Origin of the sequence: Aeromonas piscicola, assembly GCF_000820005.1 — a bacterium.
Lineage (GTDB): Bacteria > Pseudomonadota > Gammaproteobacteria > Enterobacterales > Aeromonadaceae > Aeromonas > Aeromonas piscicola.
Genome location: NZ_CDBL01000069.1, coordinates 352 through 25,456, shown reverse-complemented (window position 1 = coordinate 25,456; position 25,105 = coordinate 352). Strand labels below are relative to the sequence as shown.

The window sequence follows — 25,105 nt, the reverse complement described above, 5'->3', positions numbered from 1 at the left end:
GCGGGTGTGGGGATGCCTACCAGTCAACATCGTCAGCATTGTCACGAGTCGGGACGCGAGTGGGTGGCTGATGAATTTATTGTCGAGAAGGGAGTTGACGCTGGCTGGTGGTTACACAAAGATGGCTCGCCTGCCGAGCTGGGCAGGGGATACGCGCGCAACAGGTTGAGGTGGGCTCGATGAAGCCTAAGTGGATACGATTCAGGAAAAGAGAGAAAGAGGTGGATCCGGAGGGGGTGTTGCAAACGGGCCTGTGGCTGTTTAGCGCCACCTGTGGGGCAACGCTGCTATTGGCGGCCTGCAACGGCAGCTGACCTGAATGAAAAAAGCCCGCTCGGTGAGCGGGCTTTTCAAATTTGGCTCCTCCTGCTGGACTTGAACCAGCGACATACGGATTAACAGTCCGCCGTTCTACCGACTGAACTAAGGAGGAATTATTGGTGCCCAGAGACGGAATCGAACCGCCGACACGGGGATTTTCAATCCCCTGCTCTACCGACTGAGCTATCTGGGCAACGGCGCGCATTAAACCCTTTCTGCGTTCGGGTGTCAACCGCAGGGCGCAGATTGCTGCACTGTTCGCTCGATAACTGAACAATCTTCCCGCTTGTCATCCGTTTTCGCCCTCATTCGTGCCCTGTTGTGCTGTCTTGCCCGCTTGCAGCCATGAAAAAGGGGGCCTGAGGCCCCCTGAACGCCAGTGTCATGACTCAATGACGGCTGACGATGATCCTTCCTGTGCTCATGTCACGAGCCTGGCCGGTGACGCTGATCTTGAGGCCATATTCGGGCAGCAGACGACCGGCATCCGGGATCTCCTTGCTCTGGTAGCTGCGGGAATCCTTGAACACCCGGTTCGGGGTGATCCAGAAGTCGCGCAGCAAGGAGCCGCTCGGGTGCTTGAGGTTGAGTGGTTGCTGGAAGCCCAGACTGAAGGTGGCATCGTGGATCTGGTAGCGAGTACCGGCCACGGCGCCGTCACTCCACTTCAGAGTGCGTTGGTCTGCATCAACGACGCCGAGGAAGCCCTCACCCGGGTGGACGCCTACCCAGTTGTTGTCCTGGCTGTTGTCCACGTACCAGAGCAACATGCCCGGCTCGTAGCGCATCAGCTGGTCAGACACATTGATGTGGGCCAGCCCCTTGTCGACCCCTGCGTGGTTACGCCACTCGGCCAGGTAGTAGTGATCCTTTGCCTCGTTGCCGTTGCTCTTCACGAAGCCTGCCAGGGTAAAGGCAGAACTGCCCTCGGCCCCATCGCTCAGCAGTACCTCGCCGTCGGCGGCCACCTGGAGTTCATCCACGAACAGGCCGTTCTCGGCCACGCCGCCATCGCTCTGGTATTGCAGGGTCAGAGTGATCTGCTGCCCGGCCCAGGGGGTCAGGTCGAACTCTGCATCGGTCCAGCCATTGGAGTTGCCCGTGATGCCGACCCCGAAGCCGACCCCATTGGGATCGTCGCTGGTGGTCAGGTTGCCCGCGATGGGCTGGCCGTTGACCAGTACCCTGGCGTAGTCATATCCCTCTTCAATCTGATACCAGGCCTTGAACGCCAGGCTGGCGCTCTGCTTGCCGCCCAGATCCAGCTTGAGGTTCATGCGGTTGTCCAGATTGTTGGCCTTGCCACCGTGATACTGGTACTGGCCGGCGTAGGGCGGGTTGAGCGGGATCTGCTTGGCAGGCAGGTTGATGCGCACCACGTCGTCGTTGCGACCCTTGTCATTGGCCTGATCCAGCATGTAGACGTTGCCGCGGGGGCTGAGGTCGGCGAGCTGCACATTGCTGCCATGCAGCCAGTTGCCGCCGAGGGAGGCCTGCAGAAACTCCTTGGCCCAGGCGGAGAAACCGGTCGGCTCGGTGCCGCCAATCACCCCGGCCCAGGAGCCGGATGACATGATGGACCAGGTGGCCACCGGTTCCCCCTTGCCGGTGTACTTGGTGTCGTACTCGTCCGGCAGTCCCAGATCGTGGCCATATTCGTGGGCACAGACCCCGGCTGCCGCGTCAATGGGCTGGATGGTGTAGTCGTAGGCGGCAAACTGGCCGCCGAAGCTGCCGTGTGGGCTGCTGGTGCCCGGGATGGGGTAGGGGGTGCCCAGGTTCCAGCGGTGTGCCCAGATGGCATCCTCGCCGAGATCGCCGCCGCCAGCCTCTTCACCGACGCTGGAGTGGAAGATCATCAGGTGGTCGATGAGGCCGTCCGGCTCGTCCCGGTTGCCGTTGCCGTTCAGATCGTAGCGATCCTCCTGATCAAACTGGGCCAGGTCGATGGCGGGGTCGTTGGCTATCTGGATCAGTGCCTCCTTCACCAGGTCCCTTATGGTGTTCGGGGTGGCGTTGGCACCGTAGTAGGCGGCATTCTTGCTGGCGGTATACCAGCCCGCCACCTGACCGCGCACGCTGTAGCTCTTGCCGGATTGCTGCTCGTAGAACTGGCGCATGGAGATGAACTTCTCACCGTTCGGGCCGGCATAGCCCTTGTCGGAGAACAGCAGGTCGTTGTAGTGCGCCTGAGTGTAATCCGGGTAGTACATCTTGGTGAGTTCGGGGCTGACGCTGTTCTTCGGGTAGTCGGGGAAGTCCACCAGGATGGCGAGGATCTTGTCCTTGCGCATCTTGCCCTGGTAGTGCTCCTTCTCGATGGCCTTGAGCAGCAGGGTGGGCACCCGATCGCCGGGACGGGCCGTGCCGTTGAAGCGGATCTTCTTGAGGATGGTCTCCCGCACCTTGCCCTCTTTCACCGCCAGGGCGCCACTGCTGCCGTTGTAGGCCCGTGACTTTTCGCGGTAGAAGCTGGCCAGGGCGGCCTGTTCCATCTCGGGAGAGGCCAGGGTCGGGATGCGGCCGCTCTTTTTGAGCATCTCCAGCACCTTTACCTCGTCTGCCAGAGGGGCATCGAACGGGCCATGCACCGGGGCGGCCATGGCGTGGTTTCCAATCATAAGGGTTGAGCCGATGATCAGGCTCATTATTGTTTTTTTAGGCATTATCTATGTGCTCCTTCACATGATAAAAAGGGAGCCCTGCTGGCTCCTCTTTCCGTACGGGTAGTGCTTCACCCGCGTCCCTTGATACACCCCGGGCCTGGCCTTGTCACCGTGTTCAGGCTGGTTGATAGTGCTGATGTTAAAGTGTTTTTCGATTGAGTTATGTCGCAGCCGATCTCTCTGGTGGAGTTCCGTATGGGGCATTTTGTGGGTGACAGCAGATTACACTTTATTAACCTTTTGTGATGGCACCCCATTTGGGGTGGCCGTGGAGGACCCGCTATCTTAGTTTGCCGCATTGAGCCGGATGCGCTCTGCGGGTATGCTTTGCCGCAACTATGCCGCCCGGGGTGCAGCGAGTCTGAACAGGCGCCCTGTGGCTGACGGCATTTGACACCAACCAAGTACCATTTGGGGTTAATATGAGTCTTGATATGCAAGAGTGGCGTGCAGAGACCACCGCCATCGTCAACGAGTTGCTGGCCGATGGCAGCAACCCGGATCTGGAATACGAGATTGAGCATCACTTCGCCTGCCAGGATTTCGATCAGCTGGAGAAGGCCGCCGTCGACCTGTTCAAGGCCGGTTTTGAAGTGACCGATGCCGAAGAGATGGAGCTGGATGACGGCGCCCCCATCTTCTGCTTCGACGCCACCGTCGAGTGCAAGCTGGAGATCGAGACCATAGTGGCCGACATCGAAAAAATGCTGCCTATCCTTCAGAAATACGGCGTGGATTATGACGGCTGGGGCACCTACTTTCAGGAGTAAGCGGGCTTGAAGCACTGCTGACTGTCTGCCTGACAAGCAAAAGGCCACCCTCTGGGTGGCCTTTTTGTTGGCTGGCGGTCAGGCGCCGGGCAGCTGGTAGCTGCGGGCAAACTCGTCGGGGGGCAGGGGGCGGCTGAACAGGTAGCCCTGCAGCCTATCGCAACCGGCCTGCACCAGCCAGGCCTGCTGCTCTGGGGTTTCGACCCCTTCGGCTGTGATCCTGATCCCCAGTTCGTGACCCAGACCGATGACGGAGCGCACTATGGCGGTGGTGGCCTGATTGGTGGCCAGCCCCTGGGTGAAGCTGCGGTCCAGCTTGAGGGTGGCTACCTGCAGTCTCGGCAGGTAGGCGAGCGAGCAGTAACCCGTGCCGAAATCATCGATGGCGAGCTGGAATCCCGCCTCGATCAGGTTGGCCAGGTTGCTCTCGATCTCGTCGGCATTCTCCATCAACACGCCTTCGGTGATCTCCAGCTCCAGCTGCCAGGGGGCCAAGCCGTGGCGCTCGATGCAGGCGAAGATCTGCGGGCAGAGCTCGGGGTCGCGAAATTGCAGCGGTGACAGGTTGATGGAGAGCACCAGATCCGGCGCCGCCGCCTGCCAGCGGGCCAGCTGGGCACAGCCCTGCTCCAGCATGCGCTGGCCGAGCTGGCCGATGAGCCCCAGCTCCTCCGCCAGCGGGATGAATTCATCCGGCGAGATCATGCCTAGCTCGGGATGAGGCCAGCGGCAGAGCAGCTCGGCCCCGTGCAGCTGATTGTTGCGGGTGCTGATGATGGGCTGATAGACGGCGGTAAGCTGACCCGACTTGATGGCCAGCGGCAGCTGGGCCGCGATCAACTGACGGCGCTTGAGTTTGGCGTTGAGTTCGGGATCGAACAGGGTGCAGTGCTGTTGCTGACGCTTGCCCTGGGCCAGTGCGGCTTCGGCATGGCTCAGCAGCCGCTCCGCATCGTTGGCCTTGCCGTGGGCTATGCCGAGGAACACCGGGATCTGGATCCTGTGCTCCTCGACCTGATAGGGCACCATCAGCTCCCCTTGCAGGCGGCGGCTCCAGTCGGCCAGCGGCTCGGTCAGCTCGGGCAGCAGCATGGCGAAGTCGTCTGCGGCGACCCGGCACACCAGCGACTGGGGCGGGGCAAGCTGTTGCAGGCGGCGGGCCACCTGACTCAACAGGCGATCAGCCACCCGGATGCCGAAGCGGTCGTTTATCTCGCGAAAGTGTTGCAGATCGACCAGCAGCAGGCTGGCCTTGCGGGCGCCGAGATGGCGGCTGGTCTGCAGAAAATGGGAGAGTTTGAGCAGGCCGGTCAGGCTGTCGTAGTGCTGTTCTTGCTGCAGCTGGGCCTGGGTGGTGCGCAGCCCGGTGATGTCACGGCTCAAGGTCAGGATGCCAAGGGAGTTGCCCTCGTCGTCCGGCACATCGACCCGGGTGACCTCCAGGTGGCGGCCCTGACCGCTGGCATCCACCAGACAGTACTCACCGCGCCCCATCGGCAGTTCGGTGGAGAGGCGGTGAGCCACCCGCTGGCCGAGCGCCTCGCTTGCCACCATGCCCATGAAGTCGAGAAAAGCCTGATTGCAGTCGATGAGCAGGCCTTGATGGTCCTCCAGCCGGATGGGATCCGGGATGGCGTCCAGCAGGCGGCGCTGCAGCAGCTGTTGCTGGCGGAAGGTCTGCTCCAGCTCCTTGCGCTGATCAATCTCGTTGACCATGCCAAACAGGGCCACCGGCTTGCCCTGCTCGTCATAGAGCGGGATCTTGTGGATCTCCATCCAGCTGGTGGCATCGCCGCTGTGGCAGTGCAACTGCTGATAGAGCAGGGGTTTGCCATCTATCAGCAGTTGCTGATCCTCTTCCCGAAAGATGTCGCCCCACGGCATGTCCGCGTCCGTCTTGCCGATGAGATCTGCCGGTTGCAACAGGCCTGCCTGCTCCGTAAAGACCCGGTTGGCAAACAGGTAGCGTCCGGCCGTATCCCGGCAGAAGATATTCATGGGTAACTGATCGATGATCTGCTGCAGCAGAGTCAGGGTGAGCAAGGAATTCACGCAGGCACTCACGGGGGAAATTTCGAGCAAATCTATGATAGCAGGCTGGTTTTGTAAAGCTTGGGTTAATGCTGAGGCATTTCTGCCGATCTCTGCTGACAGTCTGTGTCGTCAACGCCATAATAGCCGCCGGTTGGCCTATGGCCGGATAATATGGATGAGAGAAGCAGCATGAAAAAGATAATGGGGGTAGCCCTGGCCCTGTTGATGGCCGGTTGTGCCAGCGATAACAATGGCGGCGAGCAATACCGCTATAATCCGCCGGTTGCCAAGGCGACCAACAACACCCAGGAGATGCAGATCCCGGTGGATCTGGTGTGGGCCCGCGCCGAGAAGTGGTTTGGCGATCATGGCCTCAACATCGAGAACAGCCAGCGCGGCTCAGGTCTGATGACGGCCAATGTCGAGAACTCGGCCGATGGCCTGGAGTGGCTGGATTGCGGCACCATGGGTTCCAAAGTGGCGCTGGGCAACCCCAATCTGCAGATCAACCTGATCATCACCCAGAGCGGCAACAACAGCGTGGCGACCATCAACGTCAAGGGCAATACCCAGCTCTACTTCGTTGAATCCTCCGGCGAGCGCGTGCTGGCACCCTCCATCACCCCGGTCTGCGTCTCTCGCGGCAGCCTGGAACAGAGCCTGTTCTCTACCCTGGGCAACTGATCCGCCTCTGTCAGCCGCCCGCTTGCCTGGCGGCCTGCAATAAACACCCCGTTGCCTGCAACGGGGTGTTTGTTTTTTTGGGGGAGGCCGTGTGCCGCGAGGTGTGGAATACGGCCATCTGCTCATTCAGGCTGCTACGCCCGCGTGCCAGCATGGTGCGGCAGCCATAAAAAAACGCCCCGGCAGGAACCGGGGCGCTTGATGGCATGAGCTGGCAATCAGAGGGCGCTGTCGCCGTGAAACAGTGCCTGCTCGCCAGATTTGAGCACATAGCCCTTCCAGGGGAAGAGCTGATAGGCGCCGCCCTGCCAGGACCAGTTGCCCTCGTCCCCTTGCCGGGTCAGGCGGGTTTGCTGACCGCTTGGCAGGGTCAGTTCGGCCTGGCTCTGGTCGGCATTGAACAGCACGAAGGCGCTGCCAGTCTCATTCGCATCGAGCGATTGCAGCCGCACCGCCTGTTCGAACAGGCGTACGCACTGGTTGGTCAACGCGGACCATTGATAACCGGCGCTGGCACGACAGCCGTGGATATCCTGATCATTGCCGACCATATGCTGGGTCGGGGTACTGCAAGCCGCCAGCAGCAGGGAGGCGGCCATCAGAGTCAGAGTGCGCATGCTTACTCCTGCTTGTCTTCGAGATTGTCCCGTTCGATCACGATGTTGGAGAAACCCAGCTCCTTGAAGTAGTTCTCCTGGTAATCCTTCACGCTCTTCTTGTCGCGGCGGCAGACCTGCGCCAGCTGGGCCTCCATGGCGTGGAAGCTGGAGAGGTCCAGCCCTTCGGCGGCGGCAATGGCGTCGTAGATGCTGCGGAACTTGTCGTTCGCATAGCCGAGTTCTTTGGTCTGTTTCTTGTAGGTGTAGGTAATCTTAAACGCCATCTGGCCCTTCCTTCTTCGATTTGGCTTGCTTGCGCTGGACATAGAGATAAAGGCTTTCGACCTTCTCCCGGGCCCAGGGAGTCTTGCGCAAGAACTTCAGACTGGACTTGATGCTGGGAGCTTCGGTGAAGCAGCGGATATTGATCTGCTGCCCCAGCTCTTCCCAGCCGTAGTGCTCGACCAGGGCGGTGACGATCGCCTCCAGGGTCAGGCCGTGCAGCGGGTTTTTTGGTTGCGAGGCGCCTGGCTGGTCACTCATGCCTTGGCCGCCAATGTGGCAAAGGGTTGACCCATGCGGGTGGTGACGCCATTGGCCAGATGCGGCTCGAAGCCGGCCAGCATGCCAGGTCCGAACAGGCAGACCACGGTACTGCCCAGCTTGAACAGGCCCATCTCGGCCCCTTTTTGCAGTGTGATGGCTTCATCGCCGCTGTAATCCCAGCGCACCACTTCCTTCTGCTTGGTCGGTGCAATATTGCCGGCCCAGATGGTCTCGATACTCGCGACGATCGTGGCGCCAACCAGCACCAGCGCCATGGGGCCATGGGGAGTGCGGAAGGTGGCGACCACCCGTTCGTTGCGGGCAAACAGGTTGGGCACGTTCTCGGCGGTGAGCGGGTTGACGGAGAAGAGATCTCCCGGTACGAACACCATGCTCTCCAGCACGCCGTCCAGCGGCATGTGGATGCGGTGGTAATCCTTGGGCGCCAGATAGATGGTGGCAAAGTCGCCATCCTTGAACGGCGCCACCAGATCCTCATAGCCACCCAGCAGTTCACGGGCGCTGTAGTCGTGGCCCTTGGCCTGGATGATGCGACCCTGATGGATGGGGCCGAGCTGGCTGACGGTGCCGTCCACCGGCAGGGCTAGAGTCATTGCATCCTCTACCAGCGGACGTATCCCCGGCTTGAGCTCACGGGTGAAGAACTGGTTGAAGCTCTTGTAGTGGGCCGGACTCTCGTGCAGCGCCTCGCTCATGTCGACGCCGTACTGCTTGATAAACGCCTCTATCACCTTGGTGGTGAGGTTGCCGGCTTCGGCAGCCGCCAGCTTGCCCACCAGACGGGAGAGGGCGTGTTTGGGCAGGCAGTATTGACCGGCAATTTTCAGGTTGTCAGTGATGCTCATGATCTTCATCGAAATAATAAGTTGAATGGGTCACAGTCGGGCCTGTTGCCGACCGTGGCGGGCTTCCTGCATGGTTTCCAGGATGCGGTGATAGTTGTGGAAGCGATCGGCGCTGATGTCGCCACGGTCGACCGCCGCACGCAAGGCACAGCCGGGATCGTCCTTGTGGGTGCAGTCGCGGAATCGGCAACCACCCAGGTAGTCACGAAACTCGATGAAGCACCAAGTGATGCGATCGGCTTCCAGATGCCAGAGAGCGAACTCGCGGATCCCGGGGGAATCGATGAGATCGCCGCCGCTCGGGAAGTGATAGAGCCGCGCCGTGGTAGTGGTATGCGTACCGAGTCCCGAGTTTTCGGAGATCTCGCCGGTCAGCACATCCAGCCCCGGCATCAGGGCATTGGTGAGCGACGATTTTCCCACCCCGGACTGGCCGACGAAAATGCTGATCTTGCCTTCGAACTGGGCCTTGAGTTCATCCAGCCCTTCGCCGCTCTCGCAACTGACCAGGATCACCTGGTAGCCCAGCTTGCGATAGGGGTCGAGTTGACTATCGATGCGGGCACGGGCCGCTGCATCGAGCATGTCGACCTTGTTCAGCACTATGAGCGGCTGTATCTCCACATCCTCGGCGGCCACCAGATAGCGGTCGACGATATTGGTGGAGAACTCGGGCATCACCGCCGAGACGATGATGATCTGGTCTATGTTGGCGGCGATGGGTTTGACCCCGTCGTAGAAGTCCGGCCGGGTCAGCACAGAGTGGCGCGGATGTACCGCCTCTATGACCCCTGCGGTCGCGGCATTGAGGCCCGGACGCCAGACCACCTTGTCGCCGCACACCAGACTGCTGATGCTGCTGCGACGCAGGTTGCTGCGGTGTATGGTGCCATCGACGGCTTCCACGTCCGCATGCTGACCGAAGCGGCTTATCACCACCCCTTCGATAGCCGGGCCAAACAGGGTGTCATCCACCACTGTGGTGTGATCTTTTTGCAGCCGCCGCTCGCGGTTGGCCTGGACGCGCCTTTGTTGACCCAGATTGAGTTTTGCTTTCTTTGCCACTCGATTCGCCAGTTTATGAACAGATCCAAAGCCAGTATGATACATGCAAATTGGCAAAATTCCGCCATTCCTCCCAATAGAGAGAGCAATCATGACAGTCAGCGCGCAGAACCTGGTATGGATCGACATGGAGATGACGGGTCTGGACCCCGAAGAGAACGTGGTACTGGAGATCGCCACCATAGTCACCGACAAGGATCTGAACGTGTTGGCACAAGGGCCCGTTATCGCCATCCACCAGAGCGATGAAGAGCTGGCCAAGATGGACGACTGGAACGTCAACACCCATACCAAGAGCGGGCTGGTGGCCAGGGTCAAGGCGAGTCAGCACGACGAAGCCAGGGCCGTGGCCGAGACGCTTGAGTTTATCCGCCAATGGGTACCGGAGCGCACCAGCCCGCTGTGCGGCAACAGCATAGGCCAGGATCGCCGCTTCATGGTCAAGCACATGGGTGAGCTGGAAGCCTTCTTCCATTACCGCAATGTCGACGTCAGCACCATCAAGGAGCTGGTACGTCGCTGGCAGCCCGAACTGCTGGATCAGTTCAGCAAGAGCGGCTCCCATCAGGCGCTGGACGACATCCGCGAATCCATCGCCGAGCTGCGCTTCTATCGCAGCCATGTCTTCAAGATCTGAGTGCCAGGCAAGGAGTTGCCATCGATTGGTTGCTAAAATCGACAGTTCGGCCAGCTTTTGAGCGAACGCGCGCAACCAGACGAAAAAGCCCTTGCAATTGGAAAGACTGCTCTTATAATTCGGCTCCCGTGCAGTAGCGCAAGCAACCAAATGCTGCACGATTTGTTTTGATGCCATTTTATGGTGTGTGCGGGAATAGCTCAGTTGGTAGAGCACGACCTTGCCAAGGTCGGGGTCGCGAGTTCGAGTCTCGTTTCCCGCTCCAAATTGTGATGATGAAACTGGTTCAATCCAGCCCGATGCGGGAATAGCTCAGTTGGTAGAGCACGACCTTGCCAAGGTCGGGGTCGCGAGTTCGAGTCTCGTTTCCCGCTCCAATCATCCTCACAGGCCACAAAATGACAACGCTGTTGCGGGAATAGCTCAGTTGGTAGAGCACGACCTTGCCAAGGTCGGGGTCGCGAGTTCGAGTCTCGTTTCCCGCTCCAAATTGTGATGATGAAACTGGTTCAATCCAGCCCGATGCGGGAATAGCTCAGTTGGTAGAGCACGACCTTGCCAAGGTCGGGGTCGCGAGTTCGAGTCTCGTTTCCCGCTCCAATCATCTTCACCAGCGCAAAACGACCATTTATGTTGCGGGAATAGCTCAGTTGGTAGAGCACGACCTTGCCAAGGTCGGGGTCGCGAGTTCGAGTCTCGTTTCCCGCTCCAAACATTTGCAATGTGACATCCTGTTGCGGGAATAGCTCAGTTGGTAGAGCACGACCTTGCCAAGGTCGGGGTCGCGAGTTCGAGTCTCGTTTCCCGCTCCAACACATTTGCAAGTGACATCCTGTTGCGGGAATAGCTCAGTTGGTAGAGCACGACCTTGCCAAGGTCGGGGTCGCGAGTTCGAGTCTCGTTTCCCGCTCCAATTTCTTCTCATAATACCCTTCTTGCACGTCACCAAATACTGAACCAACCGCAGTTGGTAGAGCATGATCCACGCTTGCCAAGGTCGGGGTCGCGAGTTCGAGTCTCGTTTCCCGCTCCAATCTTTCTTCTTTTTTGTCTCATCAGTTTTCTTCCTGTCACCCGTATCGCGCTGCGATGCATTCGCATATCCGCTGTTTGGCGCGTTTTTCTTGGTCCGCCCGGCGTCCAGGGTCTCGGGCCAGCTCACATATCATCATGCTCACATGCCTCACCACCTTGCCTGTGGTGGCATCTGCAGTCATGCGCTTGCGATACCGAGGCGTCAGCCGTGGTGGATGAGCAGCAGCAAAGGAGAGGCGAAACAAGGCGCTCAGACAGGGCAGGAGAGGCTTGATAACCGGTGGCGTTGTGGGGCAGGGAATAGCGGGCAAAAAAATAGGAGGAGCAAGTCTCCTCCTACAGGCTCACTGGCGTGGCTTAGAGCAGGGTAACGTTCTCAGCCTGAGGGCCTTTTTGGCCCTGAGTCACAGTGAACTGGACTTTTTGACCTTCGGCCAGGGTTTTGAAGCCCGTGCTCTGGATGGAGGAGAAGTGAACGAACACGTCCGGTCCCTGGGATTGCTCGATAAAGCCAAAACCCTTGGTCTCATTGAACCATTTTACTTGGCCGGTGCGAATGTCAGACATGTGGTAAGTCCTATCTATAACAAAATGAAACTAAGCCTTGTTGGGCAGCATTTGCCTAGAAATCAGGGGTTGCAGCATGACTGACCACGTCAATTTGTCCCAGTAGCATGTAGAACAATCCCTGTCTAAAGCACAAACGATTGTACGTGAGCGCGATCCCTTGTCAATTTGGCGCTTTTCATTTTTTGAGCAAGCTAAAAATATTGTGAAGTCAGCGGCTTATTTAATGGCGTCAGGTCAAAAAAACGGGAGGCCATGGCCTCCCGTTTCATTACTCCTTGAGGGCGAACCCTTCGCCCTGTCGGTCATAGCGATAGATGGCCTGACCGTAGGAGCGGATCTCGACCCGCTGGATGCGGCGGTTGTCATCGATCAGGATGAACACCGACTTGCCCGATTGCAGCCGGGTCAGTGGTCGATCAGGCCCTTCGATGGCGATCAGCCGGCTGAGCTCGGCCCCCGGCAGCTCGAACTTGCGCCAGATGGAGTAGAGGGTCTCGCCGGCCTGCACGTCGTGCTGCAGCCAGGTGCCGTTGACTTTCTCTTCGACCGGCTTGGCGGCGGCCGAGCTGCCATTGCCGGCCGTCAGGGCCTGGGCAGGCACGGCGAGGGGGACCTCGAGCGAGCCGGACGGGGCGACTTTCGGGGCGGCAGGCGCGGGTTCCCAGGCCAGCAACAGCAGCCAGATGGGCACCAGGACCAGCAGGCCTATGGTGTGTTTGCGGGGCAGCGGGCTGGTCAGCTTGAATTTGCCTGCTTTGGCCTCCTGGCCGCGCTGGCCAAGGCCACGCATCCCCTGGCCTATGCGTTGACGCAGGGGCAGGGTAGCGGCATTGATACGATGGAGCAGGGATCCTTGTGATTCGTCTTGTCGACGCTGCTGGGCTCGTCTGTTATGGCCACGTGGGCGACGGTCCGGGGTGGGCACGGCATTTACCTCTCACTACATTGCCTGCCATCAGGCAAATTCCTTGCCTATGGTAAACGGACTCGTCCCCGAGGGGGAGAGTCCTGATACGGAAAATTATCAGCTGAGACGAAATTGTCCCAGTAATTGCTGTAAACGCTCGGCCGCCTGACGCAATGCCTGGCTGGCTTTGGCCGTTTCGGTCGCATCCTGAGCGATGTCGTTGGCCAGTGCATTGGTTTTTGACAGATTGCCGGACACTGTCTCGGAGACCGAGCTCTGTTCCTCGGCGGCGGAGGCGATCTGATAGGTCATGTCGTTGATGGTGGAGATGGCCTTGTAGATGCTGTCCAGCGCCTCTTCCGCCAGATCCGCCTCGCCCACCGCCTGGTGGGTCAGCTGCTGGCTCTGCTGGATGGCGTTGACCGCATTGGTCGAGCTGTGACGGATCTTCTCGATCAGCTCCTGGGTGTTCTGCACCGCCTGCTGGGTGTTGCCCGCCAGCTTGCGCACCTCGTCGGCCACCACCGCAAAGCCGCGGCCCTGCTCACCGGCGCGGGCGGCCTCGATGGCGGCATTGAGCGCCAGCAGGTTGGTCTGATCGGCAATGCCCTGGATCACCGTCAGTATGCTGGTGATCTGCTCGCTGTCATGTGCCAGCCCTTCGACCACTTCAGCCCCCTTGCCGGCCTCGGCCGCCACCTTATGCATCGACTGGATCACTTGCTGGAAGCGAACCTTGCCCTGATCCGCCGCGCCCTGGGCCTGCTTGGCCGAGTCGGCGGTGTTGTTGGCATGGGTGGCCACCTCCTGGCTGACATAGGACATCTCCTGCACCGCGGTCAGCATCTGCTCCATCTCTGCCTGGTGATGCTGCAGGTTGGTGTCGGTCTGGCCGGCGATGCGGTCGGTATCGCCGGCGTGGCGGTTCACCTCGCTGGCGGTTTTCAGCACATCCCCCAGCAGCACCTGCAGCTTGTCGATGAAGCGGTTGATGCCCTTGGCGAGATCCCCCAGCTCGTCGACTGATCGAGTGGTGAGGCGCTTGGTGAGATCCCCCTCGCCATCGGCGATGTCATCCACCAGGCTGACCATCTGGCGGATGGGGCCCGTGATGCTGCGGGCTATCACCAGCATGGTGGCCAGTGCCAGCACCAGCACTATGAGAGCGCCCACCAGTTGCTGGGTCATGGCGGCCCGGTTCATGTCGCTCAGCTGGCTCTCCAGCTGGTCGGCGCCCGCCAGCACCACCTTGTAGGGCAGGGTGACTATGATGGCCCAGTTGCGGCTCATGCCCGGCACCATGATGGGCACAGAGATACGAAACGACTCGTCCAGCTCCTGACGTTGCACTTCCGGTTTAAGATACTGCTGCCACTGGTTGCCGAGCAGCTTGTCGGCCCGGCTGCCCAGCAGGCTGGCGTCGCCGCTGGTACCCGTGATGACGCCGGCGGCGCTGACGATCAGGGTCTCGCCCTTGCCATCATAGATGTTGCTGTTGAGGGACTGGGCCTGCCGGCTGATGGAGTCTACCGCCAGATCCAGCGCGGCGACGCCCTTGAATTGACCCGCCACCATGATGGGGGTGGTAATGGTACTCACAAGCACCTGCTGGCCGTTGATGTCCACCTTGAAGGGATCGATGAGACAGGAGCGCCCCTCCCGTTTCGGGCAGGCGTAGTAGTCGTTGGCCGGGTTGCCAAACTCGTCGGCATCGCTCTTCTCGATGGAGAGCAGCAGGTCTGTGCCTATCTGCTCCTTGTCACGGTAGAAGTAGGGGACGAAGCGGCCCTGGCTGTCACTGCCCAGCGCCGTTTGACCGGCGAAGGCGGCGTCCTGGCCGTCGAAGCCGTTCGGCTCGAAGCCGGCGAAGGCACCATACAGTTGCGGTTCCAGGTTGAGCTGTGCCTTGAGCAGATCCGTGGCTTGCTGGCGATCCAGCGGCAGCTTGCCCTCCTGTTGCAGGGCGAGGGCACTGGCCATCTGCTGGGTATAGGAGAGCCCCTTTTGCAGCAACTGGGTGATGGTGGCGGCCTCGGCGCGGGCGTTGGCACTGACCTTCTGCCAGGCCTCCTGTTGCAGGGCGGCACGGCTGGAACTGATGGTCAGTTGCTGGGTCTGTTGACCGGAATACTGGTTGAGCAGGATCAATATGACCAGGGCTGTGGTCATGGCGATCCCGGCCATCACCAGAATGCGATTCTGGATAGAACGGAACTGCATCGTCTCTTCCTTGTTTCGTGAGAAGTAGTGTGAGAGTTATTTGAATATCGGCCGGAGGAGGCAGCTCTCCAACACTCCCCATAGCAAATCGGAAATGGCGCTTTTGTTTTGCGATCCCCCTCAAATATCAGGTGCCAAGCGGTCGCCCGGCCAATTTAACCCCCTACTTTAGCGCGCCGCAGCCTCATGGTTTTCCCATCCGGGATTCTGAGTGCTAAAATGCGACGGTTTTTTCTAACGAATTGGCCCAAGGCCCTCTACACAAGGCTTAAAGATGAAAGTCAAAACCCGTTTTGCTCCCAGCCCGACCGGCTTTTTGCATGTCGGCGGTGCCCGTACCGCACTCTATTCCTGGTTGTTTGCAAAGAGCCAGGGCGGTGAGTTCGTGCTGCGTATTGAGGATACCGACCTGGAACGTTCCACTCAGGAGGCGATCGACGCCATCATTGAGGGCATGGAATGGCTGGAGCTGAACTGGGATGAGGGCCCCTACTATCAGACCAAGCGTTTCGACCGCTACAACGGCATCATCGACGAAATGCTGGCAGATGGCCGTGCCTACAAGTGCTACTGCTCCCGTGAGCGACTGGACGCGCTGCGCGAAGGCCAGATGGCCAGCGGCGAGAAGCCCCGCTATGACGGCAAGTGCCGTGATGCGGCCCACGATCATCCGGCCGATGCGCCGCACGTCATTCGCTTCCGTAACCCGACCGAAGGCTCCGTGGTGTTCGACGACCACGTGCGTGGCCGCATCGAGTTTGCCAACACAGAGCTGGACGATCTCATCATCCGTCGCACCGATGGCGCGCCCACCTACAACTTCTGTGTGGTGGTCGATGACTGGGACATGGAGATCACCCACGTGGTGCGTGGCGAAGACCACATCAACAACACCCCGCGCCAGATCAACATCTACAAGGCCCTGAACGCGCCGGTGCCGGAGTTTGCCCACGTCTCCATGATCCTGGGCGACGACGGCGCCAAGCTCTCCAAGCGCCACGGCGCCGTCTCCGTGATGCAGTACCGCGATGATGGCTACCTGCCGGAAGCCCTGCTGAACTATCTGGTGCGTCTGGGCTGGTCCCACGGCGATCAGGAGATCTTCACGCTGGACGAGATGATCAAGCTGTTCAGCCTGGATGCCATCTCCAAGTCGGCGTCCGCCTTCAACACCGACAAGCTGCTGTGGCTGAACAACCACTACATGCGCAGCCTGGATCCGACCTATGTTGCCAAGCACCTGGCCTGGCACATGGCAAACCAGCAGATCGACACCAGCAAGGGCCCGGCCCTGGCCGAGGTCGTGACCCTGCTGGCCGAGCGCTGCAATACCCTGGTGGAGATGGCCGCCCAGAGCCGTTATCTGTTCGAAGAGTACGAAGCCATCGACGAAGCTGCCGCCAAGAAGCACCTGCGCGGTGTGGCTGCCGAGCCGCTGACCCTGGCCAGGGCCAAGCTGGCGGCGCTGGATAGCTGGACCACCGAAGCGCTGCACGAGCTGATTGAAGCCACTGCCGCCGAGCTGGGTCAGGGCATGGGCAAGGTTGGCATGCCGCTGCGCGTTGCCGTGACCGGTTTGGGTCAGTCCCCGGGTATCGACGCCGTGATGGCGCTGGTGGGCAAGGAGCGGGTACTCGCCCGCATCGATCGTGCCCTGGCGTATATCGAAGCGCGTATGGCTGCTGAATAAGTGCCTGTGATGGCATGCAAAAGGGCTCCCGCGAGGGGGCCCTTTGTTTTTGTTGGCTAACCAGATTTGTGACATAAAACAGCGAGATAGCGGCAAGGTTGCCGGTAAAAACAGCTAACTGATTGAATTTTGACTAAACGATCCAGTCGGCGTTATTTTTGGGTTGACAGCAAAGCGGGTGATGCCTATCATGCGCCTCCGTTGCCGGAGATAACTTTGGCAGCGCCGAGGTGAGTTGGGGTTATAGCTCAGCTGGGAGAGCGCTTGCATGGCATGCAAGAGGTCCGCGGTTCGATCCCGCGTAGCTCCACCAAATTCTCCTCGAACAATCTGGAATCCAAGGGGTTATAGCTCAGCTGGGAGAGCGCTTGCATGGCATGCAAGAGGTCCGCGGTTCGATCCCGCGTAGCTCCACCAGATTCCTGATTGAAGATGAAGTACCCAGGGCAGTGCGGTGTGTATCACCCAAGCCGACCTTTGTGGGGTTATAGCTCAGCTGGGAGAGCGCTTGCATGGCATGCAAGAGGTCCGCGGTTCGATCCCGCGTAACTCCACCACTATTTGCGACAGATGGCCGCCAGAACCATTTGTTGAGTACGAAATTTGGGGTTATAGCTCAGCTGGGAGAGCGCTTGCATGGCATGCAAGAGGTCCGCGGTTCGATCCCGCGTAGCTCCACCACTATTTACGACAGATGGCCGCCAGAACCATTTGTCGAGTACAAAATTTGGGGTTATAGCTCAGCTGGGAGAGCGCTTGCATGGCATGCAAGAGGTCCGCGGTTCGATCCCGCGTAGCTCCACCAAATTCTTGTTACAAGAAGCCGAAAGGCCACCGTTATCGCGGTGGCCCTTTTGTTTTGGCTCATTTTGCGTCCAGCCCGTCTCTTGCCCGTAAAAAAGCCCGCATCGCAGCGGGCTTTGGGCGTGATGGCAAGGCCGCATCAGCCGCGACGACGACGCCAGGCCAGCGGCAGCAGGGCCAGCAGCAGGGCGCCCATGGCTCCGCCACCGCCGTTGCTCTCTTCCTTCAGCTTGAGATCGACGATGATGGGATCATGGTCGGAGGCGCTGAACGGGTTGCCGGACTTGATCATGTCGCCGCTGAAGTCACGGCCGTACTCGAACAGGCTGCTCTCGAACGAGTTGATGTGCCAGTCGGCGACCGCCACGACCTTGCTGGCCAGCGCCGGGTTGGCGAGGGCATAGTCCAGGGTGCCGAGCTCGGCCTCGTAGCTGTAGGAGATGGCCTTCTCCTTGTTGAACTTGACGTTCATGTCTACCAGGCCGTAGCTCTTGCTCACCTCGCTGGCGGTCTGCTCATAGACCTGAGCGCCGAGGAAGGTCTGGGAGGCGGAGACTATCTTGCGCTGACCCTCGGTCGGCACATAGTCGGTCAGTACCCGGATAGCATCTTCCCGGGCGTAGGAGTTGAAATCCCCCACCAGCAGCACCTGGCCGGGCAGCTTGCTCACTTCCTCGCCCAGCACCTTGGCGGCGCTGACCCGGAACTCGGTGCACTTGCCTTGCAGATCGGCCGGTTCCTTGCCGTCCAGGTTCTCCAGGCAGCCGGATCCCTTGGATTTCAGGTGGTTGACCACCAGGGTCAGCGGCTCCTTGTTGCCATCAACGGTGAAGCTTTGCACCAGAGAGTCACGCTGGGAGGCCTGTTTCTCGACCCCTTTCGCATCCAGGTATTTCTGCACCGGCAGCGTGATGACGCCGGCATCCCCCTGTGGCGTCAGCTTGGCGGGTCGGTAGATCATGGCCACCATGATGGCGTCGCCACCGAAGAAGCGCTCGTTGCCAAGCAGCGCCTTGGGCAGGGCCACGAAGGCGTACTGCTTGCTGGCGTCCTTCTGCTGGGCGTTGAGGCTTTGCACCAAATCACTGATGGCGGAGTGGCTGTCAAAGCCATTGTTCTCCATCTCCATCAGGCCGAGCAGGTCGGCATCCATCTCCGTGATGGCATTGACTATCTTGGTGCGCTGCAGCTGGAAGTCTTCCAGGTTCTTGGCGCCGCGGTTGCAGCCCTTGGCGCTGTCCGCATCAGCCTGATCCTTGCACAGCACATTGAGTGCTCCGCCCACGCTGGAGTGGCTGGTGAAGTAGTTGAGCACGTTGAAGCTGCCGATGCGCAAGTCGGTACCATCGGCGCGGGCCGGGGCGTTCTGGCGATCGTTGTCGCTGGTGCGCAGCAGATCGCCGGCGGTGATCACCTGATCCTGCGGCACTATCAGCCGGTATTCGTTGTAGCTGTAACCCACCAGTGCATCCAGATTGACCGGGGCATCGCCGATGCGCAGGTAACCCTGCTCCGGCTCCCAGCCCGGCAGCCAGGGCAGTTTGCCGTCGGCGGCCTTGAAGTCGGATTCGAGGAACACCCGGTTGTTGGCGTTGTCCTTGGCCAGTGCCTTGGCGGCCTTGCTGTCTGCATCGTGCAGCTGGGTCGGCTTCATCAGCGGCGCCTGGTGGGAGAGCACCAGATTGTTGCGTTTGGCGGCGTAGTCATAGCTGAAGTTGCGGCTTATCTTGAGCGCGCTGTCGGCATCGAGGCGTACCCGCATCCCTTCGTGACGCTCCAGCGCCCGGGCCAGGGTCTCGTTTTCCAGTACCCGCAGCGGCACGGCGGCAGGGGCCGTTCCTTGGGCAAGAACTTGCAGGCGCGGGGTACCGCTGTCAGCGACCGGCTTGAGCTGGGTATGGTTGTAGTACTCCTCGACCTTGGCCTCCAGGCAGACTTCGGCGCCCGGCTTGATGTCCGGGTACTTGCTGGCGAAGTTCTTGTCGTTGAGGTAGACGAAGATGCCGTCGGAGGTCTGGGGGTTGCCATCGCCCTGTACATCCTGCAGGTAGAAGCCCTTGTTGAGGCTCTCGCCAAGTGCGGAGACCACCGCCTTGACCATGACGCTCTGGGGACTCTCGAACTTGTCGCTGGGAATGAGCGGACTCTTGTCGCCGCTACCCTGAATGACGGGGATGGGGGTGAGGGCACTGTCAGCCGGGCAGCTGAAGCCAGCGGCATGGAGGGACGGGGACGCGAGCGCAAGCCCCACGGCCAGCGACAGCAGGGTACGTGTTCCTTTCATAACGGTTCCTTTTTTATTTTTTGCCAGTGTTTCCATAGCCTTGGCTCATCGGCCAAGGGCGCGCATTGTCACATTTCTGGCATGTCATACCAGTGAGCCAACGCACATTACGGGGATGCAAATGAGGGCAATCTCGGTTTTTTTGACTTGGCTAACAGTATGAAATTAATGACAAAATCATTAATTCAACCAGAGCGGGAAACTGTGATCTGGCTGGCATCCACATATTTTTCTTCGAGAATGAAGATTGAGACTCGGCTGCTTGATTCCTATACTCGGCTTGTTCCTCACGGAACCCAGGTAAAGGGCAAACCGGCCGAGATGCCGGGACGCAATGCCTCCGGTCTCAAGATCAGTCGATCCAGATAGCGGGGCTTCCCGGGGTGATGGTGGAGTCTGTGGCAGGTCCATTGCCAGTTGTCTGCCCCCATCACGCAGGTTGCGATTGTTCTTTGTCCTGGTGACCAATGCCAAGACAAAACAAGGAAGATAACAATATGCAACAGACCTTTAGGCCCAGCAGGCTTGCCATGCTGGTGGCCCTGGCTGCCATGCCCGCCTGGGCACAAGCCGCGTCTTATCCCGCCTATCAGGCTGGCACCGCCTACAAGGCTGGCGATGTCGTCAGCAACGCAGGCGCCCTCTACGAATGCAAAGAATTTCCCTACTCTGGCTGGTGCGGGGCCTCGCCCTATCACTATGCCCCCGGGGTGGGGGTGGTCTGGGCCGATGCCTGGAAGCTCTATGGCGGCGAGGTGCCACCACCGGCGCTCGGACTGGCAATCAGTTCGCCCGCCTCTGGTAGCGCTTTCAACGAGGGCGCCCCCGTGGCGTTGGCGGTGACCCTGAGCGGCAACAGTAGTGCCTTGGTCAAGGTCGAGTATCTGGTCGATGGCAAGCAGGTCGCATTGAGCAGTGCATCCCCCTGGTCGGCCAGCTGGGTTGCCACCGGTGTCGGCCCCCATCAACTCAAATCACGTGGGCTGGACAAGGATGGCAAGCTGCTGAGCGAGGCGGATGCCAGCTTCAGCGTCAACGCCGTGGTCGCGCCAGAGGCGCCCAGGGTGAGCATCAGCAGCCCGACCAGCGGCGCCAAGGTGACCCTGGGTCGCAGCGTGGCGGTCAGTGGCAACGTAACCGATGCCAACAATGACGTGGCCAGGGTCGAGCTCTACGTGGATGGCAAGAAGGTGGGCGAAGACACCAGCGCCCCCTGGCAGGTGAGCTGGACGCCCCAGAGCAAGGGTGCTGCCGGCCTCAAACTGGTGGCGACCGACAAGGAAAATCTGGTGGGCGAGTCGGCCCAGGTCGATGTGCAGGTGGAAGAGGCGGCCCTGCCGCCCACAGGTGGCAACCTCTCCTGCGACGTCCGCCAGATCTATCGCCCGGACGGTTACGAGTGCATGGGGGATGACCACGCCCGTCGGGTCATCGGCTACTTCACCTCCTGGCGTACCGGCAAGAACGGTCTGCCCTCCTACCTGGTGAGCGACATCCCCTGGGACAAGATCACCCACATCAACTATGCCTTTGCGGCTGTGGATGAGCAGAGTCACCTGATCAAGGTGGACGACGCCGCCACCAAGATGACCTGGAACGGGGTGCCGGGTGCCGAAATGGATCCGGAATTCGCCTATCAGGGCCACTTCAACCTGCTGTCGAAGTACAAGAAGCAGTATCCGGACGTGAAGACCCTGATCTCGGTGGGTGGCTGGGCCGATACCCGCGGCTTCTACACCGCCACCACCAAGGGCGACTGTTCGGTCAATACCGCCGGCATCAGCGCCTTTGCCGACTCGGCTGTGAGCTTCATTCGCCAGTACGGTTTCGATGGGGTGGACGTGGACTACGAGTACCCCACTTCCATGAAGGATGCGGGCAACCCCAACGACTTCCCGCTCTCCAACCAGTGCCGGGCCAAGCTGTTTGCCAACTACGAGGTGCTGATGAAGACCCTGCGGGCACGGCTCGACAATGCCGGCACCGAAGACGGTCGCAAGTACATGCTGACCATCGCCTCGCCGGCGTCGGCCTACCTGCTGCGCGGCATGGAGAACTTCCAGGTCACCCAGTACCTCGACTACGTCAACCTGATGACCTATGACTTCCACGGTGCCTGGAACCACTTCGTCGGCCACAACGCAGCCCTGTTCGATAACAATGCCGATCCCGAGCTCTCCCACTGGGGCGTCTACACCCAGACCCAGTTTGGTGGCATCGGCTACCTGAATGCGGCCTGGTCGGCCCACTACTTCCGTGGCGCCCTGGCAGCCGGCAAGATCAACGTGGGTGTGCCCTACTACACCCGCGGCTGGCAAGGGGTGAGCGGCGGCAGCAACGGGCTGGGCGGCAAGGCAGCCCTGCCGAGCCAGAGCGATTGTCAGCCCGGTACGGGTGGCAGCACAATTCCGTGCGGCAACGGGGCGGTCGGCATCGACAACATCTGGCACGATCTGGACAAGAACGGCAAGGAGATAGGCGGTGGCGCCGTGCCCATGTGGCATGCCAAGAACCTGGAGAACGCGGCCAGCCTGGGCATCACGACCCTGCCCAGCTACGGCACGGCCTGGGGTCTGGATCCCAACAATCCGGCCCACGTGATGCAGGGAAAGTACGTGCGTTACTACGATGACAAGGCGCAGGCGCCCTGGCTGTGGAACGCCGAGAAGAAGGTGTTCCTCTCCACCGAAGATGAAGAGTCCATGGGTCACAAGCTGGACTACATCATCAAGCGGGGTCTGGGCGGCGTCATGTTCTGGGAGATGGCAGGCGACTACGCCTTCGATCCGGCCAAGAACGAGTACGGCATGGGCAGCACTCTGACTACTCTTGCCTACGAGAAGTTTGCCAAGGCCAGCCCGTACAACGCCAAGCAGAACGATCTGGCCGCACCGAGCGCTCAGCTCGACATAGCGGTGAGCCTCTCCGGCTTCAAGGAAGGGGACTCCAACTACCCGATCAACCCGAAACTCAAGCTGGTCAACAAGTCGACCCAGACCCTCCCGGGCGGTGCCCGCATCGAGTTCCTGGTACCCACCTCCACCTCTGACACCATCACGGATCAGAGTGGCATGGGACTGAAAGTGGTGGAGAGCGGTGGCAACGACAACTCGGAAGGCATTGCCAACGAGAAGGACTTCCACAAGGTCGCCATGACCTTGCCGAGCTGGCAGACTCTGGCACCGGGTGCCGAAGTCGAAGTCGCCATGACCTACTACCTGCCCGCCGCCGGCGTGCCGAGCGGCATGCGCATCATCAGCGGCAGCCAGACCATAGGGCTCAAGGCCGAGTTCCCGACCCTGCCAGAGGCCGTACTGGGCTCGGGCGGCGGCGAGAATCCGGGCGGCGCCACCTGCAGCAGCCAGAACGTCAACCCGGCGGCCTACAAGGCCTATCCGAGCTGGCCGCAAGGGGATCACGCCAACGGCGGTGACCGGATGACCAACAACAAGGTGGTATGGCAGGCGAACTGGTGGACCAGCAGCGAACCCAAGGCCACCGATGGTAGCTGGAAGCTGGTATGTAGTTACTGATAACCCATGCATGGGGTCTGGGCTGCCGATGCCATTCGTGGCAAGGCAGCACCAGCAAGCAGCATGACCAATCCGGAGCCCAGGCTCCGGATTTTTTTATGGCGGATTATATAAAGAGGGGAATAAAAAAGACCGCTCCGAAGAGCGGCCAATTGCCACCAGGCAACCTGCGGGGCGAACCCCTTGTTATCTGCGACGGGCGGGGAGGGTGCCTGCCCTGCCGGGGGCAATGACGTGACGGCCGAGGCCGGGTGGCCGGGCCGTCACGCGGTTCGCGCCTGTAGGGGGACTGCGCCACCCTGCTGCGCGAGGCCGGGGCCTTGTTTATTGAGTGACGGAGCCGCCCCCTTGCTCCTTGAGGAAGTTGATCCAGGGGGCTGCGCGGCCGCTGACGTTGCCATTCTGGGCAGCCTGGGTGAAGGCGCTGAGCGCCTCCTTCGGCTTCTGTTGCTCAAAATAGGCGACCCCGGTCAGGAACTTGAGATCGGCGCGCTGTTCACCATTGGCATTGGCCGCAGGCTTGGCGGCCAGGGCCACCAGATCCTGATAACGTTTGCTCTGGATCATCATGCGCGCCATCTTCAGTTGCAGCTCGGCGTCCGGAGCTAACTTGTAGGATCTCGCCAGGGTATCGATGGCGGGATCCAGCTCCTTGGCCTGATGCCAGTAGTTGGCCAGCGCCTTGTAGTTGGCCGCACTGCTCTCTATGGTGCCCTCCTTCATCGCCTTCTCCATCACGCGAGCGGCGCGGTGGGGAATGCCGGCGAAAGCCAGGTAGTTGGCGAGGCGCTGCAATTCGGCCGGCTCGGTCAGCATGCCGAGGTTGTAGGCGGCTTCCAGCGCAGCCAGCGCCTTGGCATCGTTGCCCGCCTGCATGTGCATGGCCGAGAGCTGGGTCCAGTACTTCTTCTTGGCCGGGTACCTGTCGACCAGAGCAGTCAGCACCTCGGTGGCCGGTTTGTACTGTTTCAGCTCGTAGTGGGCCGCCATTTTGAGCAGATACCAGGATTCCGGTGCCTTGCCTGCGGAGAGCTTGATCGCACTGTCCACCGCCGGTATGGCTTCCCGATACTGCTTGAGCTGCACATGGGCGTTGGCCAGCGTGATGTAGGCGTGCGGGGTCGGCTTCTCATCCTTGCCCAGGCTCGCAAACCACTGGTTCATGGTGCTGATGGAGGCGTTGAAGTTGCCCTCCGCCATGTAGAGCTGTGCCAGGTTGTAGCGCACCTGCTGGGCCACGGGCTGCGGCAGGCCGCCGGTGGCGATGGCATCGGCAAAGTATCTGGTCGCCTGACCGTACTCCTCCTGCTGCGCCGCCACGAAGCCGAGGGTCTGCAGTATCACCCCCTTGTCGTAGACCCGCTCGCCGGCGCCGGACAGCGCCTCCTGAAGCTTGGCATTGGCCTCGCCGTATTTCTTCTCGGTGATCAATGCCTGTGCCTTGTTGACCGCGCGGTAGGCGCGGTCAGAGAGGGCAGGCTGCTCGGCGGCCCAGCTGGCGGTGCAAAGCAGCACCGCCATGGCGACCGGGGCGAGGATCAGGGTATGTAACTTTTTCATCGCCACCTTCCTTAGTTGACCGCAAACTCGATTTCTTGCTGCATGCGGGTAGCCTGCGCCTTGCCATCGACCATGGCCGGTTTGAACGTCCATTTGGCGATGGTCTTGCGTGCCTCCTTGCCGAGGTCATAGCTGCGCGGCTCTTCTTTCACGATCCGCACGTTGCTGACGGTGCCGCGTTCGGTCACGGTGAACTCCACCAGCACCTTGCCGGAGGCGAGGCCCGCCAGCGCCGCCTTGCGGGGCATCATGGGTTCGAAGGTCGCCAGCGGAATGGCGCCGTTGTTGCCACCCATGCCGCCACCACCCCCGCC

18 protein-coding genes, 14 tRNA genes and 1 riboswitch are annotated in these 25,105 nt (G+C 60.5%); of the genes, 17 read left to right on the top strand and 15 right to left on the bottom strand.

Annotated elements, in window-relative coordinates; all coding sequences use genetic code 11:
* Positions 1–357 precede the first annotated feature (357 nt).
* The 3 genes from BN1128_RS17065 to BN1128_RS17055 form a co-directional block, all read right to left on the bottom strand.
* Positions 358–433: transfer RNA gene (locus tag BN1128_RS17065), tRNA-Asn, on the bottom strand.
* Positions 434–438: 5 nt separating this feature from the next.
* Positions 439–514, bottom strand: a tRNA-Phe gene (locus BN1128_RS17060).
* A gap of 196 nt (positions 515–710) precedes the next feature.
* Complete coding sequence (locus tag BN1128_RS17055; protein ID WP_042870925.1) at positions 711–2,987, bottom strand: immune inhibitor A domain-containing protein; 2,277 nt, start codon at positions 2,985–2,987, stop codon at positions 711–713.
* A 422-nt stretch (positions 2,988–3,409) separates the two neighbouring features.
* Here BN1128_RS17055 and rraB point away from each other — a divergent pair, with 422 nt between their 5' ends.
* Positions 3,410–3,757 (top strand): ribonuclease E inhibitor RraB, encoded by a 348-nt coding sequence (rraB, locus tag BN1128_RS17045; RefSeq protein ID WP_080741122.1) that lies wholly within the window; start codon positions 3,410–3,412, stop codon positions 3,755–3,757.
* Between the two features lie 78 nt (positions 3,758–3,835).
* Here rraB and BN1128_RS17040 read toward each other — a convergent pair whose 3' ends face one another.
* Positions 3,836–5,809: a sensor domain-containing protein gene (locus BN1128_RS17040; protein ID WP_042870919.1), complete on the bottom strand. Its 1,974-nt coding sequence runs from the start codon at positions 5,807–5,809 to the stop codon at positions 3,836–3,838.
* A 171-nt stretch (positions 5,810–5,980) separates the two neighbouring features.
* Between BN1128_RS17040 and BN1128_RS17035 the strand changes: the two genes are divergently transcribed.
* Entirely contained in the window at positions 5,981–6,475 is a 495-nt protein-coding gene (locus tag BN1128_RS17035) for a hypothetical protein (protein WP_042870917.1), read from the top strand.
* Positions 6,476–6,693: 218 nt separating this feature from the next.
* On the opposite strand, the gene BN1128_RS17030 is transcribed toward BN1128_RS17035, so the two are convergent.
* The 5 genes from BN1128_RS17030 to rsgA are packed head-to-tail and all read right to left on the bottom strand — an operon-like array spanning position 6,694 to position 9,551.
* On the bottom strand, positions 6,694–7,092 hold the full coding sequence (locus BN1128_RS17030) for a hypothetical protein (RefSeq protein ID WP_042870915.1): 399 nt from the start codon (positions 7,090–7,092) through the stop codon (positions 6,694–6,696).
* A 2-nt stretch (positions 7,093–7,094) separates the two neighbouring features.
* Entirely contained in the window at positions 7,095–7,358 is a 264-nt protein-coding gene (locus BN1128_RS17025) for a DUF2960 domain-containing protein (RefSeq protein ID WP_005317932.1), read from the bottom strand.
* On the bottom strand, positions 7,348–7,617 hold the full coding sequence (locus tag BN1128_RS17020; RefSeq protein WP_042870913.1) for a VF530 family protein: 270 nt from the start codon (positions 7,615–7,617) through the stop codon (positions 7,348–7,350). The genes BN1128_RS17025 and BN1128_RS17020 overlap by 11 nt, the downstream gene beginning before the upstream one ends.
* The gene (asd, locus tag BN1128_RS17015) at positions 7,614–8,486 is read right to left on the bottom strand and encodes an archaetidylserine decarboxylase (RefSeq protein WP_042870966.1); all 873 of its coding nucleotides are present in this window, start codon (positions 8,484–8,486) and stop codon (positions 7,614–7,616) included. The genes BN1128_RS17020 and asd overlap by 4 nt, the downstream gene beginning before the upstream one ends.
* A gap of 30 nt (positions 8,487–8,516) precedes the next feature.
* Entirely contained in the window at positions 8,517–9,551 is a 1,035-nt protein-coding gene (gene rsgA / locus BN1128_RS17010) for a small ribosomal subunit biogenesis GTPase RsgA (protein ID WP_042870911.1), read from the bottom strand.
* Between the two features lie 91 nt (positions 9,552–9,642).
* On the opposite strand from rsgA, the gene orn reads away from it, so the two are divergent.
* From orn to BN1128_RS16970, 8 genes are all read left to right on the top strand, one after another.
* Positions 9,643–10,188 (top strand): oligoribonuclease, encoded by a 546-nt coding sequence (orn, locus tag BN1128_RS17005; RefSeq protein WP_042870909.1) that lies wholly within the window; start codon positions 9,643–9,645, stop codon positions 10,186–10,188.
* A gap of 189 nt (positions 10,189–10,377) precedes the next feature.
* Positions 10,378–10,453, top strand: a tRNA-Gly gene (locus BN1128_RS17000).
* 36 nt (positions 10,454–10,489) lie between these two features.
* Positions 10,490–10,565: transfer RNA gene (locus BN1128_RS16995), tRNA-Gly, on the top strand.
* Between the two features lie 35 nt (positions 10,566–10,600).
* A tRNA-Gly gene (locus BN1128_RS16990) sits at positions 10,601–10,676 on the top strand.
* Positions 10,677–10,712: 36 nt separating this feature from the next.
* Positions 10,713–10,788 (top strand) — tRNA-Gly (locus tag BN1128_RS16985).
* Between the two features lie 35 nt (positions 10,789–10,823).
* Positions 10,824–10,899, top strand: a tRNA-Gly gene (locus tag BN1128_RS16980).
* A gap of 25 nt (positions 10,900–10,924) precedes the next feature.
* A tRNA-Gly gene (locus BN1128_RS16975) sits at positions 10,925–11,000 on the top strand.
* A gap of 25 nt (positions 11,001–11,025) precedes the next feature.
* Positions 11,026–11,101 (top strand) — tRNA-Gly (locus tag BN1128_RS16970).
* A gap of 479 nt (positions 11,102–11,580) precedes the next feature.
* On the opposite strand, the gene BN1128_RS16965 is transcribed toward BN1128_RS16970, so the two are convergent.
* From BN1128_RS16965 to BN1128_RS16955, 3 genes are all read right to left on the bottom strand, one after another.
* Positions 11,581–11,790, bottom strand: a complete 210-nt coding sequence (locus BN1128_RS16965; protein WP_005317918.1) for a cold-shock protein — start codon at positions 11,788–11,790, stop codon at positions 11,581–11,583.
* Between the two features lie 271 nt (positions 11,791–12,061).
* The gene (locus BN1128_RS16960; protein WP_042870907.1) at positions 12,062–12,718 is read right to left on the bottom strand and encodes a LysM-like peptidoglycan-binding domain-containing protein; all 657 of its coding nucleotides are present in this window, start codon (positions 12,716–12,718) and stop codon (positions 12,062–12,064) included.
* Positions 12,719–12,817: 99 nt separating this feature from the next.
* Positions 12,818–14,920, bottom strand: coding sequence for a methyl-accepting chemotaxis protein (locus BN1128_RS16955; protein WP_042870906.1), 2,103 nt, complete (start codon positions 14,918–14,920; stop codon positions 12,818–12,820).
* A 274-nt stretch (positions 14,921–15,194) separates the two neighbouring features.
* On the opposite strand from BN1128_RS16955, the gene gltX reads away from it, so the two are divergent.
* The 6 genes from gltX (at position 15,195) to BN1128_RS16925 (ending at position 17,415) form a co-directional block, all read left to right on the top strand.
* Entirely contained in the window at positions 15,195–16,610 is a 1,416-nt protein-coding gene (gene gltX, locus BN1128_RS16950) for a glutamate--tRNA ligase (RefSeq protein WP_042870904.1), read from the top strand.
* A gap of 237 nt (positions 16,611–16,847) precedes the next feature.
* Positions 16,848–16,923: transfer RNA gene (locus tag BN1128_RS16945), tRNA-Ala, on the top strand.
* A 28-nt stretch (positions 16,924–16,951) separates the two neighbouring features.
* Positions 16,952–17,027 (top strand) — tRNA-Ala (locus BN1128_RS16940).
* Between the two features lie 64 nt (positions 17,028–17,091).
* Positions 17,092–17,167: transfer RNA gene (locus BN1128_RS16935), tRNA-Ala, on the top strand.
* 48 nt (positions 17,168–17,215) lie between these two features.
* A tRNA-Ala gene (locus BN1128_RS16930) sits at positions 17,216–17,291 on the top strand.
* Between the two features lie 48 nt (positions 17,292–17,339).
* Positions 17,340–17,415, top strand: a tRNA-Ala gene (locus BN1128_RS16925).
* A 138-nt stretch (positions 17,416–17,553) separates the two neighbouring features.
* Here BN1128_RS16925 and BN1128_RS16920 read toward each other — a convergent pair.
* A complete protein-coding gene (locus BN1128_RS16920; protein WP_042870903.1) occupies positions 17,554–19,698 on the bottom strand; it encodes an ExeM/NucH family extracellular endonuclease in 2,145 nt (714 codons plus the stop codon).
* 296 nt (positions 19,699–19,994) lie between these two features.
* A riboswitch (cyclic di-GMP riboswitch) is annotated at positions 19,995–20,080 on the top strand.
* 115 nt (positions 20,081–20,195) lie between these two features.
* On the opposite strand from BN1128_RS16920, the gene BN1128_RS16915 reads away from it, so the two are divergent.
* Positions 20,196–23,231, top strand: a complete 3,036-nt coding sequence (locus tag BN1128_RS16915) for a glycosyl hydrolase family 18 protein (RefSeq protein ID WP_052445532.1) — start codon at positions 20,196–20,198, stop codon at positions 23,229–23,231.
* 324 nt (positions 23,232–23,555) lie between these two features.
* On the opposite strand, the gene BN1128_RS16910 is transcribed toward BN1128_RS16915, so the two are convergent.
* Positions 23,556–24,791 (bottom strand): tetratricopeptide repeat protein, encoded by a 1,236-nt coding sequence (locus BN1128_RS16910; protein WP_042870901.1) that lies wholly within the window; start codon positions 24,789–24,791, stop codon positions 23,556–23,558.
* 11 nt (positions 24,792–24,802) lie between these two features.
* A partial coding sequence (locus BN1128_RS16905; protein ID WP_042870899.1) for an energy transducer TonB occupies positions 24,803–25,105 on the bottom strand: 303 nt, incomplete at its 5' end.

What these genes read in the sequence shown, in the direction of transcription:
- orn (WP_042870909.1), top strand. Translation starts at nt 9,643, where the DNA reads ATGACAGTCAGCGCGCAGAACCTGGTATGGATCGACATGGAGATGACG.
- BN1128_RS17055 (WP_042870925.1), bottom strand. Translation starts at nt 2,987, where the DNA reads ATGCCTAAAAAAACAATAATGAGCCTGATCATCGGCTCAACCCTTATG.
- BN1128_RS17020 (WP_042870913.1), bottom strand. Translation starts at nt 7,617, where the DNA reads ATGAGTGACCAGCCAGGCGCCTCGCAACCAAAAAACCCGCTGCACGGC.
- BN1128_RS16915 (WP_052445532.1), top strand. Translation starts at nt 20,196, where the DNA reads ATGCAACAGACCTTTAGGCCCAGCAGGCTTGCCATGCTGGTGGCCCTG.
- BN1128_RS17035 (WP_042870917.1), top strand. Translation starts at nt 5,981, where the DNA reads ATGAAAAAGATAATGGGGGTAGCCCTGGCCCTGTTGATGGCCGGTTGT.
- BN1128_RS16910 (WP_042870901.1), bottom strand. Translation starts at nt 24,791, where the DNA reads ATGAAAAAGTTACATACCCTGATCCTCGCCCCGGTCGCCATGGCGGTG.
- asd (WP_042870966.1), bottom strand. Translation starts at nt 8,486, where the DNA reads ATGAGCATCACTGACAACCTGAAAATTGCCGGTCAATACTGCCTGCCC.
- BN1128_RS16955 (WP_042870906.1), bottom strand. Translation starts at nt 14,920, where the DNA reads ATGCAGTTCCGTTCTATCCAGAATCGCATTCTGGTGATGGCCGGGATC.
- gltX (WP_042870904.1), top strand. Translation starts at nt 15,195, where the DNA reads ATGAAAGTCAAAACCCGTTTTGCTCCCAGCCCGACCGGCTTTTTGCAT.
- BN1128_RS17030 (WP_042870915.1), bottom strand. Translation starts at nt 7,092, where the DNA reads ATGCGCACTCTGACTCTGATGGCCGCCTCCCTGCTGCTGGCGGCTTGC.
- rraB (WP_080741122.1), top strand. Translation starts at nt 3,410, where the DNA reads ATGAGTCTTGATATGCAAGAGTGGCGTGCAGAGACCACCGCCATCGTC.
- BN1128_RS17025 (WP_005317932.1), bottom strand. Translation starts at nt 7,358, where the DNA reads ATGGCGTTTAAGATTACCTACACCTACAAGAAACAGACCAAAGAACTC.
- BN1128_RS16920 (WP_042870903.1), bottom strand. Translation starts at nt 19,698, where the DNA reads ATGAAAGGAACACGTACCCTGCTGTCGCTGGCCGTGGGGCTTGCGCTC.
- BN1128_RS16965 (WP_005317918.1), bottom strand. Translation starts at nt 11,790, where the DNA reads ATGTCTGACATTCGCACCGGCCAAGTAAAATGGTTCAATGAGACCAAG.